The sequence below is a fragment of the Streptomyces sp. NPDC046866 genome, assembly GCF_040704625.1.
Lineage (GTDB): Bacteria > Actinomycetota > Actinomycetes > Streptomycetales > Streptomycetaceae > Streptomyces.
Window position 1 is genome coordinate 192,144 of sequence record NZ_JBEYXN010000005.1, and the last position, 13,036, is coordinate 205,179.

Below are 13,036 nucleotides of genomic sequence, written 5' to 3' on the forward strand. Positions count from 1 at the left end.
AGGCCTTCGGGGGTCCTGGCCGGTCAGGCCACGGCGTCGAAGCCCGTGTCGCGCGCCATGCGCTTCAGCTCCAGCAGCGCGTGCTTCTCGATCTGGCGGATCCGCTCGCGGGTCAGGCCGTGCTGCTTGCCGACCTCCGTCAGGGTCCGCTCCCGGCCGTCTTCGATCCCGTACCGCATCTTGATGATCGACGCGGTGCGCTGGTCGAGCTTGCCCAGGAGGTCCTCCAGCTCCTCGCTGCGCAGCAGGGAGAGGACGGACTGCTCGGGGGAGATCGCGGAGGTGTCCTCGAGGAGGTCGCCGAACTGGGTCTCGCCCTCGTCGTCGACCGACATGTTCAGGCTGACCGGGTCGCGCGCCCAGTCCAGGACGTCGCTGACGCGCTGCTCGGTCGAATCCAGCTCGGCGGCGATCTCCGCGTGCTCCGGGTCGCGGCCGTTCTCCCGGTTGAACTCGCGCTGGATCCGGCGGATCCGGCCGAGCTCCTCGACGAGGTGGACGGGCAGGCGGATGGTGCGCGACTGGTCGGCGATGGAGCGGGTGATGGCCTGGCGGATCCACCAGGTGGCGTACGTGGAGAACTTGAAGCCCTTGGTGTAGTCGAACTTCTCCACCGCGCGGACCAGGCCCGCGTTGCCCTCCTGGATCAGGTCGAGCAGGGGCAGGCCGCTGCGCGGGTACCTCCGGGCGACGGCCACGACCAGGCGCAGGTTGGAGCGGATGAAGACCTCCTTGGCGCGCTCCCCCTCCGCGGCCAGGGCCTCCAGCTCCTCGCGGGCCGGGGCCTCGCCCTCGCGCTCTATCGCGCCGTCGAGGATCTCCCTGGCGTACACGCCCGCCTCGATGATCTGGGAGAGCTCCACTTCCTTGGCCGCGTCGAGCAACGGGGTGCGCGCGATCTCGTCCAGGTACATGCCGACCAGGTCGCGGTCGGCGATCTCCCCGCCCACAGCGCGGGCGCTGCCCGTGGACTGACGGCGGGCGACGGCGCGGGTTGCCATGCGTGCTCCCTTGCAAAGTGTGAGGTCGCGGTGCGGCTGCTGGAACGCGGCTCTGCGTCCCTGGACACTCTCCCGAGTGCCCGCTTCCGATGGAGACAACGACTGGAATCGGGGCAGAATTCCCACGTTGGTCCACTTTTTTCGCGATCTTGCAGTATCCTGCACCGCCGACCCCCTCAGGCGGGTTCCGAACCGTTACCGAACGCGAAGAGGAGCAGGTCAGGGGGGTCGCGGCGGCCACTCCTGCGCCGGCTGCGCTCCTGCCCTTGGAGACGTGCTGCGGCGCTCTGCGGTTGCCCCTGGCCCTACCCGAACTGGACGGAGCGCTTCGACAGGCCCATCCAGAAGCCGACCACCGCGTCGGTGCGGCGGCCGAGGTCGCCGGCCGCGTCGGCCGCGCCGAGGGTGACGAACAGCGGGGCGAAGTGCTCGGTGCGCGGATGGGCGAGGCGGCCGGCCGGCGACTTGGCCTCGAAGTCCAGCAGGCCGTCGACGTCGGAGGCCTCCAGGGCCTCGCGCCCCCAGGCGTCGAACTCCGCCGACCAGGACGGCACGCCGGGCCCGGTGTGGCGCAGGGCGGCGAGGTTGTGGGTGAAGAAGCCGCTGCCGACGATCAGGACGCCCTCGTCCCGCAGGGGCGCCAGCTTGCGGCCGAGGTCCATCAGGCGGCGCGGGTCCAGCGTCGGCAGGGAGATCTGCAGGACCGGGATGTCGGCGTCCGGGTACATCTCCACCAGCGGGACGTAGGCGCCGTGGTCGAGGCCGCGGTCGGGGATGTCCTGGACCGGGGTGCCGGGGGCCTGGAGCAGCGCCCGCACGGAGGCGGCCAGGCCGGGGGCCCCGGGGGCCTCGTAGCGGACGCGGTAGTAGTGCTCGGGGAAGCCCCAGAAGTCGTACACGAGCGGGGCGGGCCCGGTGGCGCCGAGGGCGAGCGGGGCCTCCTCCCAGTGGGCGGAGACCATGAGGATCGCGCGGGGGCGGGGCAGGGCCGCGGACCAGGCGGAGAGCTCGCCGGGCCAGACCGGGTCGTCGGCCAGCGGGGGCGCGCCGTGGCTGAGGTAGAGCGCCGGCATGCGGGCGGGGTGCTGCTGGGTCACGGGAGGCTCCTCGTTCGGGGCGAGGGGGCCGGAGAACAGGACCGACCCCGCGTCGTTCAAATTTGAACGACGCGGGGTCGGCTGTCATTCCCGCGGTACGCCGCCGCCCGTCAGTGGGCGATCACCGGGACCATCACCTCGGCCTCCGCCGCCTCGCCCCCGCCGGAGGCGACGGCGCCGGCGGAGCCGGGACGGCCCGTGGTGATCAGCGTCAGGGCCACGGCGGCGCTGGCGACGAGGATGCCGACCGCCCACCAGATCGCGGTGGAGTAGCCCTCCACCATCGCCTGGGCCTGGACCAGCTTGGCCGCCGGGCCGCCGGCCGCGAGCCCGGCCGCGTGGTCGGTCAGGTACGCGGTGGTCGCCGACGCGGCGATCGTGTTCAGCAGGGCGGTGCCGATCGCGCCGCCGACCTGCTGGGAGGTGTTGACCATGGCGGAGGCGACACCGGCGTCGGCCGGGTCCACCCCGTGCGTCGCCATCGACATGGCGGGCATGAAGGCCGTGCCCATGCCGAGGCCGAGCAGCAGCTGCGCCGGCAGGATCAGCGCCGGGTACGAGGACCCGACCTCCAGCTGCGTCAGCAGCAGCATGCCGGTGGCCGCGACCAGGAAGCCCGGCCCCATCAGCAGCCGCGGCGCGACCCGGGTCATCAGGCGGGCACCGATCTGCGTCGAGCCCGTGATCATGCCGGCGATCATCGGCAGGAAGGCGAAGCCGGTCTTGACCGGCGAGAAGCCCTTGACCACCTGGAGGTAATAGGTGAGGAAGAGGAACAGGCCGAACATCGCGATGACGGCCAGTCCCAGGGAGAGGTAGACACCGCCCCGGTTGCGCTCCAGCAGGACGCGCAGCGGCAGCAGCGGCGACTTCACCCGGGACTCGACGAACACGAACGCCGCCAGCAGGGCGGCCGAGGCGATGAACATGGCCACGGTCACCGCGTCCGACCAGCCGGCCGACTCGGCGCGGGTGAAGCCGTACACGAGCGCGACCAGGCCGAGCGTGGACAGGATCACGCCGGGGACGTCCAGCGGGGCGCGGTTGCGGCCGCCGGCGGGCTCGCGGATGACCAGCCAGGCGCCCGCGGCGGCGACGACGGCGAAGGGGATGTTCACGAAGAACGTCCAGCGCCAGTTGAGGTACTCGGTGAGGAAGCCGCCGAGGATCAGGCCGACGGCGCCGCCGCCGCCCGCGATGGCACCGTAGATGCCGAAGGCCTTGGCCCGCTCCTTGGCGTCGGTGAACATGACGGCCAGCAGGGACAGGGCGGCCGGGGCGAGCAGCGCGCCGAACGCGCCCTGGAGGGCGCGGGCCCCCAGCATCATGGCCTGGCCGTTGGCGGCGCCGCCCAGCGCCGAGGCCAGGGCGAAGCCGATGAGGCCGACGGTGAAGGCGTTCTTGCGGCCCCACTTGTCGGCGATGCGGCCGCCGAAGAGGAGCAGTCCGCCGAAGGCGAGCGCGTACGCGGTGATGACCCACTGGCGGTTGCCGTCGGAGATGCCGAGGTCGGTCTGGGCGGAGGGGAGCGCGATGTTCACGATCGTCGCGTCGAGGACGACCATGAGCTGCGCGAGGGCTATGAAGACCAGCGCCTTCCAGCGGTTGGCATCGGCGGCCGCCGGGGCTGCGGCTGTCGCGGCGGTTTTCGGCATGGGGGTACCCACTTCGGTGTGCGGAATGACGGAAAAGCCGGGTCGGTTCGGCTTGATGATGCTTGGTAAGACTTAGTACGGCTTGGTGAGATTTGAAGATGGTGCGCGGTGCTTTGTGACGCTATCGGGCGCCCCCGGCCGCGTCACGTGGTTTTCTTCGCGGCCTGCTGCGCCTGCTGGGCCTGCTGCGCCTGCCGCCGCATGTCCTCGAGCGTGGCCGCCGAGCCCGGGAGCTCGGAGCGGGCCGGGGCCCTCAACCCGTCGAGGAACAGCTGGAGATGGCGGTGGGCGAAGGTGTCCACGTCCATGCAGGTCACGCCGGGCAGCGGACGGCTGAGCTGGGACAGGGCGACCATCAGGTCGCCCGCGCCGATGTCGGTGCGGACCAGGCCGGCTTCCTGCCCGGCCGCCAGCAGGGCCTCGACCGCGGCGGCCAAGTCCTCGCGGGCTGCGAGGAGTTCGGGGTGCTCGCGGTCGAATCCGCCGTCCAGCATGGGGCACAGGGCGCCGATCCGCTCGTCCGCCGCGGCGTGCGTGAACCGGCAGAGCGCGACGAACGCGTCCGGTGCGGCGGCGAGGGACTCCCGCGCCTCGGCGGTGACCCGGTCCATGACGAAGAGCACGACGTGGTGGACGAGGGCGGCGCGGTCGGGGAAGTGCCGGTAGAGCGTGGCGTTGCCGATGCCGGCCCGGCGGGCGACCTCGTCGAACGGGGCGCCCGAGCCGAACTCGACGAACACCTCGCGCGCCGCCGCCAGGATCCGCTCCCGGTTGCGCACGGCGTCCGCGCGCGGACGCGGGACCCGCGTGGCCGCGGCGGTGGTGGAGCGCTTCATCGGGTGCCTCCCGGCGGTTCACGGACCCCCTAACCGGGGATCCGGTCCCCGCTTCGGGGGACACAGGTTCAAACGGGGATCCAGTCCCCGGTTATTTCACCCCTTCGTGTGAGCTGGGTCACGCAGCGTTCCCGTTCGGCCGCACCCCGCGCGCGGGCGCGCCGCCGCCGCCGGAGGGTGATCGCACGGAGTGCAGCACGGGCCCGAATCCGGCTGCCGCGGACCCGAAGGCGAGCTCCATGACGCAGACCCGCCACCGGATACGCAAGCCCCGCCGCGCCGGGGCCTACATCGGCCTGACCGCGCTGGCCCTCGGCGTCACGGCGACCGCCAGCACCGGTCTGTCCGGCCGCGGCCATTCGGCGTCCGGCCCCGTGGCCACGACCGCCGAGGCGGCGCTCGCGCCCTGCCGGATATCCGGCGCGATGGGGGTACAGATGTCGGAGGGCCTGCCGACGCCTCCCGGGTACTCCCGCTCCACGGGCGAGGTCCGGGCCCTGAACCTGATGATCGATTTCCCCGACGCCAAGGGCGAGGGCACGGCGCTGGACCGGCTGGCGGAGTTCTTCCCGCAGACCGCCGACTGGTTCCGCACCAGCTCCTACGGCCGGCTGACCTACCGGGCCGACGCCCCGATCAAGGCCTGGCTGCGGATGCCGATGCCGTTCGCCGCGTACGGGATCGAGCGCGGCTCCCCCTACGAGCCGGGCTACCGCCAGCTCGTCGAGCACATCGTGAAGGCCGCCGACGGGGAGGTGGACTTCAGCAAGTACGACCTGGTCAACATCCTCGTCACGCCGAACGCGGGTCCCTCCGCCCTGGACACGGTGCTGTCGGTAACCTTCTCCGGCAACGGCGAGGCGCCCGTGGCCGACGGCGTGCCGCTCGCGAACACCTCGTTCGTCTACAGCCGCCAGGACGACGGCTCGGGCTCCTACCGGGAGACCGGCTACCGGGTCCTGCCGCACGAGAACGGGCACGTCTTCGGCCTGCCGGACCTGTACACCGCCGACGGCGGCGGCGCGGTCGGGCACTGGGACATCATGAGCGAGGACTGGGGCGCCAACAACGACCTGCTGGGCTGGCACAAGTGGAAGCTGGGCTGGCTGGACGGCTCGCAGATCAGCTGCGCCTCGGCGTCGGGCGTCACCGACCACGTCCTGACGCCGCTGGCGCTGGAAGGCGGCACCAAGCTGGCGTTCGTCCCGCTGTCGGCGAGCTCCGGGTACGCGGTGGAGGTGCGGACGCGGGCCGGCAACGACGAGGCCGTCTGCAAACCCGGCGTACTGATCTACAAGGTGGACTCCGAGGTCGACACGGGCCGCGGGCCGGTCACCGTCGCGGACAGCGCGGCCGGCAGCGGCGGCTGCACCCGGCGGCCCAATGTGCACGGCGAGCTGTCGGACGCGCCGTACCGGCCGGGCGAGACGTTCACCGACCCGAAGTCGGGCATCAGCATCTCGGTGGTGGGCGAGCTGCGGGACGGGAGCTTCCAGGTGAGGATCACCCGGCCCTGAACTCCTCCCAACTCCACAGCAGCTGGCGGCGGGCGAGGACGCCGACGGCGTGGCGCCGGTAGGCGGCCGTGCCGCGGACGTCGTCGATCGGGTTGCAGGAGGCCGCCGCGAGGTCGCCGAACTGCTTCACGATCGAGGGAGTCAGGAGCGAGCGGGACTCCCAGAAACCGCCCTCGTCGAGCGCGGCCGCGAGGAACTCCTCGGCGACCGTCGCCCGGATCGGGGTCGGGGCGGCCGAGCCGATGCCCGTACGGACGGTGCGGGTCGCCGGGTGCAGGGCGAGGGCGAACGCGCAGACGGCGATGACCATGGCGTTGCGGGTGCCGACCTTGGAGAACTGCTGGGGGCCGTCCGCGACGGCGATGTGGACCGCCTTGATCAGCTCGTCGGGCGCGAGCGCGTTGCGCTTGACCCCGGTGAAGAAGCCGTCGATCGGGATCCGCCGCGCGCCCCGTACGGACTCCACCTCGACTTCGGCGCCCGCGGCGAGCAGCGCCGGGTGGGCGTCCCCGGCCGGGGAGGCGGTGCCGAGGTTGCCGCCGACGCTGCCGCGGTTGCGGATCTGCGGGGAGGCGACCGTGTGCGAGGCGAGGGCCAGACCGGGCAGCGGGACGGCCAGCCGCTCGACGATCTCCGTGTACGGGACGCCCGCCCCCAGGCGGACCGTCTCCCCGCCGACCTCCCACTCGCGCAGCAGGCCGATGCGGGTGAGGTCCATGAGGTACTCGGGGCGGCGGTGGTCGAAGTTGATCTCGACCATCACGTCGGTGCCGCCCGCGATGGGGACGGCGGAGGGGTGCTCGGCCTTGGCGGCGAGCGCCTCTTCCCAGGCGGCCGGGCGCAGGAAGTCCATGGGGTGCTCGCCTTCCTCGATCTGGGCGGGGGCAGGGCTGCCCGCCGAGGACCGGGAGGGCAACCGGGGGCGGAGGATTCCGCCCCCTGCCCACCGTCCCACGAACCCCGCCGCCCCGGGACCCTGCGCCCGTCAACGCGCCGCCCGGAAAACGCGCTCACGCACCGTCAGACCACCGGGCACCCACCGGCGGACCGGTGCAAGATCCCGGGGAGCGCATATCCCCCGTACGCTGCGCACGCCACCCGCTACACTGGCGGCGGTGGTCGGGCTTCCCGGCCGCCGGTACGCCTTCGTAGCTCAGGGGATAGAGCACCGCTCTCCTAAAGCGGGTGTCGCAGGTTCGAATCCTGCCGGGGGCACCGCAGTGTCGAAAGCCTCGGACCTTCGTGGTCCGGGGCTTTCTGCGTGCGGCTCAGGGGATCGGGTCGGACGGGTCAGCTCAGGCCCTTGGTGCGTTCGCCGATGCGGTCGCCCACCGGGACGCCGGTCCGCTTGAGGGCCGCCTTGGTGTGCAGCCCGCCCTTGACCTTGCTCCGCACCGGGCCGTCGAAGCCGTGCCCCTTCGGCTGCGGGGCGTGGCCCGGCTCGGGCGTGCGGAGATCGACCTTCTGCTCTTTGCTCATCCCGTCGTCAACTCCTCGGGAAGCACCCAATCGGACTAGTGGACTATTTGGGATCCTATGCAGAGATGGGGAGGGGCGCACCCGGGCCGCGGGGCGTCCGCCCGTCACGGGCGCGGGACCGCCTGGCGCGGGGCCGGGCCCAGGACCGCGTGGATCAGGTCCTCTGGGCAGGGCGTGCCCCGCGGGAGCTGGTACTTCGCCGCGACCCGGTACTCCCCGGGGGCCGGGGCCAGCAGCTCCGTCCACACGTCCCCGGCGTCGTCGGGGGCCGCCTTGAACAGGCAGCCGGCCGTGTTCGCGTACTCCTTCGGCTGCGCGCCCGCGCCCGTGCCGGAGCCCCCGCCGCCGCGGGCCCGCGAGGCGAAGGTCTCCTGCGGCGGCGGCACCGCCCTGCCCGCGGTGTCCAACAGCCCCAGCCACGGCGAGTGCGGGATCCGCACCAGCACCCGCCCGGCCGCCTGCACGTCGACGACCAGCTGGTCCGCACCGGCCCGGACCACGGTGGCCGGGCCGGCCACCAGGTCGGTGGGCCGGTCGACCTTGAACAGCTGCCAGTTCTCGTCGCCCCACACCGGCTGCAGGTACGGGAGCCCCGCGCGCACCAGCTTCGCCTCGGCCTCCCCTCCCGAGTCGGGTTTGTCGGCGGGCAGCACCACGTAGTGCACGGCCCAGCGCTCGAGCCACGCCCGGTAGCTCTCGGCGTCGAGGGTGTCGTCGTAGAAGAGGGGGTTGCGCTCCAGGTCGGCCTGCCGGTTCCAGCCGCGCGCGAGGTTCACGTACGCGGGGAAGGCCGAGGATTCGCGGTGGCTGCTGGCGGGGACCACCTCGACGCGGCCCCGCTCGGCGCCCGCCCTGCGCAGCTGGTCCACCAGGGGGGCCAGCTCACGGTTCCAGGCGGCCACCGGGGTGGTGCGGACGATGTCGGTGATGCTGTTGGTGGTGATCCACACGGTCAGCCCGACGAAGGCGGCGATCACCGCGCGGCGGTGCCGGGAGCCCGCCGCCGAGTACGGCACGGCCGCCAGCAGCACCGCCCCGCCGAACAGCATGACCAGCCGGGTGACGTTCGAGCCGACCTGGGAGTCGATGGCCCACGTCAGGAACACGCCGAGGACGTAGACGGCGGCGGCGATCCGGACCGTCTTCCACCGCTTGGGCACGAGCAGGGCGATGGCCAGCCCGAACACGAACGGCAGCCAGGCCGACCCCAGCTTCATCGGCTGCGTCCCGGAGAACGGGAACAGCCAGGCCGAGAGCCCGACCACCGCCACCGGGGCCAGCCCCAGCGCGTACGCCCCCGGCCGCCGCCGGCTCAGGAACAGCGCGGCCGCGACCACCCCGAGGAACAGCCCGGCGACGGGGCTGGCGGCGGTGGCGAGCCCGGCGAGCGGGGCCGCCACGGCGGCCTTGGCCCAGCGGCGCTCCGCCCACCTGCGGGGCCAGCAGAAGACGGCGGCGACCGCGCCGAGGGCGAGCATCGCGCCGAGCCCGAAGGTGACCCGGCCGGACATCGCGTTGCAGAAGAGCCCGTACACCCCGGCCAGGGCGGGCCACAGCGGTGTGCGGACGGCGCCGCGGCAGCGGGTCAGGATCAGGGCGAGCAGGCCCGCCGAGACGGTGCCGGCGGCCATCATGGTCGTCCGGACGCCGATCATGTACATCACGTACGGCGAGACCACGCTGTACGAGACGGGGTGCATGCCCCCGTACCAGGCGAGGTTGTACGCCGAGTCCGGATGCCGGCCGACGAACTCGGCCCAGGCGTCCTGCGCGGCCAGGTCGCCGCCGCTGTTGGCGAAGGTGAAGAACCAGACGACGTGCAGCACGGCGGCGACGGCGGTGGCGACCGCCACCGGATGCCGCCCGGCCCACCCCAGGACCCCGGATGCGGGCCCGGTCCCGGCGGCTTCCCCGGTCCCGGCGGCTCCCCCGGACACGGCGGACCCCCCTGCGGCGGCCGAAGCCCCCCGGCTCTGCTGCTGCTCAGCGGTGGTCACTGCTCACTGCCCTACTCCCCACCCCGTTTCGAACACCTGCGTCCCGTTCCGGGTCCTAGACGCGCGTCGGCGCCCCGGGGTTGCCCGGGGCGCCGGTATCACGCGGTCACGGTCACCGGTGTCGGCCGTCAGCCGACACGGGTCAGTTTGGCGCCGAGGCCCGGCGCGGCAAGGTCGCTCTTCAGCGCCACCGGCACCTTCACCTGGCTGGCCCCCTCACCGACGGTCAGCACGCCGACCTCGGTGCCCGCCTTGGCGGTCTGCGGGAGCTTGGCGTCGCCGGTGCCGAGCTTGAGCGCGACGCTGAGCGACGGCCAGCCGACCGCCTCCACGTCGGCGGTGGCCACGACCGGGGTGTGGCCGCCGAGGCCGTCGTCCACGTACCCGACGGTGTCGCCCTTCTTCACCACGGTCGCGTTGACCAGCGACTTCTGCGTGGCCAGCATCAGCGACTTGCTGGCCGCGATGGCGGTGTCGAGGATCGGCACGCCGTGCTGGCCGAGGACCGCGCCCACGATCAGCTGGTTGGTCTTGCCGACCTTCTTCTCCGCGGCGAAGAGCAGGTTGCCGCCCGCCTTGGTGGTGGAGCCCGTCTTGATGCCGAGGGCGCCGTTGCCGGGAATGAGGTGGTTCCAGTTCGGCCAGGACTTGCCGTAGGGGTCGACCCAGCTCACCAGCTTGGTGATCGCGATCAGCTCGGGCATCTCCACGACCTTCAGGCCCAGCTTGACCTGGTCCTCGGCGGTGCTGACCGTCGTCGCGTCCAGACCCGAGGGGTCGGTGTACGTGGTGTTGGTCATGCCGAGTTCCTTGGCGGTGTCGTTCATCTTCTTGACGAACGCCTCCTGGTCGCCGCCGGTGTCCCAGCGGGCGAGCAGTCGCGCGACGTTGTTGGCCGACGGGATCATGATCGCGGCGAGGGCGTCGTACTCGGTGATCTTGTCGCCCTCCTTCAGCGTGTTGACCGTCGACTCGCCCTCGGAGTCCTTCTTGCCGTCCTCGACCGCCGCCTTGTCGACGTCGATCATCGGGCCCTTCTCCCCCTTCTTCAGGGGGTGGTTCTTCAGGATCACGTAGGCCGTCATGGTCTTGGCGACGCTGCCGATCGCGATCGGCTTCTGCTCGCCGAACGTGCCGACGGTGCCGAGGCCGGACGCCGCCATGTACGCCTGGCCCTCCTTGGGCCACGGCAGGCTCGGGGCGGCGCCGTCGAAGGTGTACGTGCTCTTCGCGGTCATCTTCAGCACGGGCTCGGGCAGCGGGCGCACCATCTGCACGACGGCCAGGATGATCAGCAGGAGGACGACCAGCGGGGTGTAGATCTTGAACCGGCGGACGACGGTCCGCATCGGGGTCGGCGGCGGGGGCGGGTTGTTGGTGAGGTCCGCCAGCATGTCGAGCGGCGGCTTCGGCGGCAGCGGCTGCTGCGTGGTCCGCTCGGAGGGGTCCAGACCGGCCGAGGGGGCCGGGGCGGACGCGGCCGCGGGGCGCGCGGCTCCCGCGGCGGGCTTCGCCGGCCCGCCGTCCGCGCGCAGCGGCACGAAGGTGCTGGCCTTCTCGCCGCCGACCGACTTCGGGGGCACGGGCCGGGACGCGACGGGCTTGTCCGCGCCCGCCGGCCTCCCGCCCTTTGCCTCGCCGGCCTTGCCCTCGCCGGCCTTGCCCTCGCCGGCCGGTCCGGCGGCGGCCTTGTCCGCGGCTCCCGCCCCCGGCTTCGGGGCGCGGAAGACGGCGGTGCGCTCGCTGTCGCCGTCGGCCTCGTCCGCGGCTGCCGCCTTCGACCCGGAGCCGGCGGCCGCCGAGCCGGCGCCACCGGGACGGCCCGGGCCGGGCCGGGAGGCCGAAGCACGACCGCTGTCGGCGGACTCGACGTCGCCGGACGGCGCGGGGGCGCCGCCCGCGGGCCGGCCCGGGGCCGAAGCGGAAGCCGACGGCTTGTCCGCGCCCGCGGCGCCCGGCTTCACGGGGCGGAAGGCCGCGGTGCGCTCGTCGTCGGCCGGCTTGGCCGGAGCCGCGGCCTTCTTCGGCTGGAACAGGGAGCCGCGCCCTCTGTCACCGGACTCGACGTCACCCGACCGCTCCGCGGCCTTGCCAGCAGAAGCGGAAGCGGAGGCCTCGGCAGGGCGGGACGCGGACGTGCGGCCGCTGCCGGCGGACTCGACGTCGTCCGACCGTCCGGCGGCCGGCTTCACGGTACGGAAGACCGCGGTGCGCTCACTGTCGGCAGAAGCCGCGGCCTTCTTCGGCTGGAACAGGGAGCCGCGCCCGCTGTCACCGGACTCGACGTCACCCGACCGCTCCGCGGCCTTGCCAGCAGAAGCGGAAGCGGAGGCCTCGGCAGGGCGGGACGCGGACGTGCGGCCGCTGCCGGCGGACTCGACGTCGTCCGACCGTCCGGCGGCCGGCTTCACGGTACGGAAGACCGCGGTGCGCTCACTGTCGGCGGAAGCCGCGGCCTTCTTCGGCTGGAAGAGGGACGGCTTGTCGGCGCCCTCGCCGGGGCGGGAGGGAGAGGCGGAACCGCGGGTGCCGGGCTCGGCCTCGTCCGACCGCGCGGCGGCCTTGCCTGACGAAGCGGAAGCGGAGGCCTCGGCGGGGCGGGGCGCGGACGTACGTCCGCTGCCGGCCGACTGGACGTCATCCGGCCGCGCGGCCTCGTCCGCCGAAGCGGAAGGGCCGTCGCTGTCGGAAGCGGAGGCGCGGTCCGAGGCGGAGGACCGCTCCGTGGCCGCGGGGCGGGCCGGGGCGGAGTCGAGGCGCGGGGCGCGGAAGACCGCGGTGCGCTCGGGATCCGGGCCCGGCTTGGGGGCAGCGGCGGAAGCAGAGTCGAACTTCGGCGCGCGGAAGACGGCGGTCCGCTCGCTCTCGGCGGGGTCGGCGCCCGCCGCGCCCCTGTCGCCCCGGTCGTCCCCCGACTCGGAGTCGAACTTCGGCTCGCGGAAGACGGCCGCCGGCGCGGGGGCCGAACCCGCTCCGGAGTCCACTCGTCCGGAGGACGGGGAAGTCTTCGGATCCACGGAGGAACCGGCGGAACCGGCGGAGCCGGTCTCGGCGTCATCCCCCGTGTCCGCATCCGCGGTGGCGGTCCGCGCCGACGACGAGGCCGGCCCGGCCGCACCCCGGTCGCCCTCCCCGTCCGAGGCAGCAGACGCAGCAGACGCACCCGCGGACTGGGCGTCCCGCGGCCGGAACACCGACAACCGCGGGTCGCGCTCCGCAGCGGACTTCGCCGCCCCCGGCACTCCTTCATCAACCGACTTGTCGGGGGACTCGCCCGCCACCAGTTCCTCCTCGATCGCCACCACGTCCGGCTGTCCGAATGTCTAACAGTGTCCCGTCTCGGGGGCATCGCCCTCGTGCTAGACGAGAACGACATAGTTGCCGGTTCCCCCACAAAGCGAACAGGCACTCTCGACAGATGAATGTGAGAGGCGTCACCCTGTCACTCATCCAC

Annotated in this window: 9 protein-coding genes and 1 tRNA gene; 2 read left to right on the top strand and 8 right to left on the bottom strand. The window is 73.2% G+C overall.

Going from position 1 to position 13,036, the window contains the following annotated elements; translation table 11 throughout:
* Window positions 1-23: 23 nt before the first annotated feature.
* From AB0953_RS11015 to AB0953_RS11030, 4 genes are all read right to left on the bottom strand, one after another.
* Window positions 24-1,001, bottom strand: a complete 978-nt coding sequence (locus tag AB0953_RS11015) for a sigma-70 family RNA polymerase sigma factor (protein ID WP_366859097.1) — start codon at window positions 999-1,001, stop codon at window positions 24-26.
* 305 nt (window positions 1,002-1,306) lie between these two features.
* The gene (locus AB0953_RS11020; protein WP_366859216.1) at window positions 1,307-2,074 is read right to left on the bottom strand and encodes a class III extradiol ring-cleavage dioxygenase; all 768 of its coding nucleotides are present in this window, start codon (window positions 2,072-2,074) and stop codon (window positions 1,307-1,309) included.
* 134 nt (window positions 2,075-2,208) lie between these two features.
* Entirely contained in the window at window positions 2,209-3,753 is a 1,545-nt protein-coding gene (locus tag AB0953_RS11025) for an MFS transporter (protein WP_366859098.1), read from the bottom strand.
* Between the two features lie 143 nt (window positions 3,754-3,896).
* Window positions 3,897-4,589, bottom strand: a complete 693-nt coding sequence (locus tag AB0953_RS11030; RefSeq protein WP_366859099.1) for a helix-turn-helix domain-containing protein — start codon at window positions 4,587-4,589, stop codon at window positions 3,897-3,899.
* A gap of 239 nt (window positions 4,590-4,828) precedes the next feature.
* Here AB0953_RS11030 and AB0953_RS11035 point away from each other — a divergent pair, with 239 nt between their 5' ends.
* On the top strand, window positions 4,829-6,106 hold the full coding sequence (locus tag AB0953_RS11035) for a M6 family metalloprotease domain-containing protein (RefSeq protein ID WP_366859100.1): 1,278 nt from the start codon (window positions 4,829-4,831) through the stop codon (window positions 6,104-6,106).
* Here AB0953_RS11035 and AB0953_RS11040 read toward each other — a convergent pair.
* Window positions 6,093-6,959: an FAD binding domain-containing protein gene (locus AB0953_RS11040; protein WP_366859217.1), complete on the bottom strand. Its 867-nt coding sequence runs from the start codon at window positions 6,957-6,959 to the stop codon at window positions 6,093-6,095. The two genes, AB0953_RS11035 and AB0953_RS11040, sit on opposite strands and share 14 nt — an antisense overlap.
* Window positions 6,960-7,248: 289 nt before the next feature.
* On the opposite strand from AB0953_RS11040, the gene AB0953_RS11045 reads away from it, so the two are divergent.
* Window positions 7,249-7,321: transfer RNA gene (locus AB0953_RS11045), tRNA-Arg, on the top strand.
* Between the two features lie 75 nt (window positions 7,322-7,396).
* Here AB0953_RS11045 and AB0953_RS11050 read toward each other — a convergent pair.
* The 3 genes from AB0953_RS11050 to AB0953_RS11060 form a co-directional block, all read right to left on the bottom strand.
* Entirely contained in the window at window positions 7,397-7,585 is a 189-nt protein-coding gene (locus AB0953_RS11050) for a hypothetical protein (RefSeq protein ID WP_366859101.1), read from the bottom strand.
* A 104-nt stretch (window positions 7,586-7,689) separates the two neighbouring features.
* The gene (locus AB0953_RS11055) at window positions 7,690-9,582 is read right to left on the bottom strand and encodes an MFS transporter (RefSeq protein WP_366859102.1); all 1,893 of its coding nucleotides are present in this window, start codon (window positions 9,580-9,582) and stop codon (window positions 7,690-7,692) included.
* Window positions 9,583-9,710: 128 nt separating this feature from the next.
* Complete coding sequence (locus tag AB0953_RS11060; RefSeq protein ID WP_366859103.1) at window positions 9,711-12,887, bottom strand: hypothetical protein; 3,177 nt, start codon at window positions 12,885-12,887, stop codon at window positions 9,711-9,713.
* Window positions 12,888-13,036: the final 149 nt, after the last annotated feature.

Bases quoted from the DNA above. Each gene is read 5' to 3' on its own strand.
- AB0953_RS11050 (WP_366859101.1), bottom strand. From the start codon at position 7,585: ATGAGCAAAGAGCAGAAGGTCGATCTCCGCACGCCCGAGCCGGGCCAC.
- AB0953_RS11040 (WP_366859217.1), bottom strand. From the start codon at position 6,959: ATGGACTTCCTGCGCCCGGCCGCCTGGGAAGAGGCGCTCGCCGCCAAG.
- AB0953_RS11035 (WP_366859100.1), top strand. From the start codon at position 4,829: ATGACGCAGACCCGCCACCGGATACGCAAGCCCCGCCGCGCCGGGGCC.
- AB0953_RS11020 (WP_366859216.1), bottom strand. From the start codon at position 2,074: ATGCCGGCGCTCTACCTCAGCCACGGCGCGCCCCCGCTGGCCGACGAC.
- AB0953_RS11030 (WP_366859099.1), bottom strand. From the start codon at position 4,589: ATGAAGCGCTCCACCACCGCCGCGGCCACGCGGGTCCCGCGTCCGCGC.
- AB0953_RS11015 (WP_366859097.1), bottom strand. From the start codon at position 1,001: ATGGCAACCCGCGCCGTCGCCCGCCGTCAGTCCACGGGCAGCGCCCGC.
- AB0953_RS11025 (WP_366859098.1), bottom strand. From the start codon at position 3,753: ATGCCGAAAACCGCCGCGACAGCCGCAGCCCCGGCGGCCGCCGATGCC.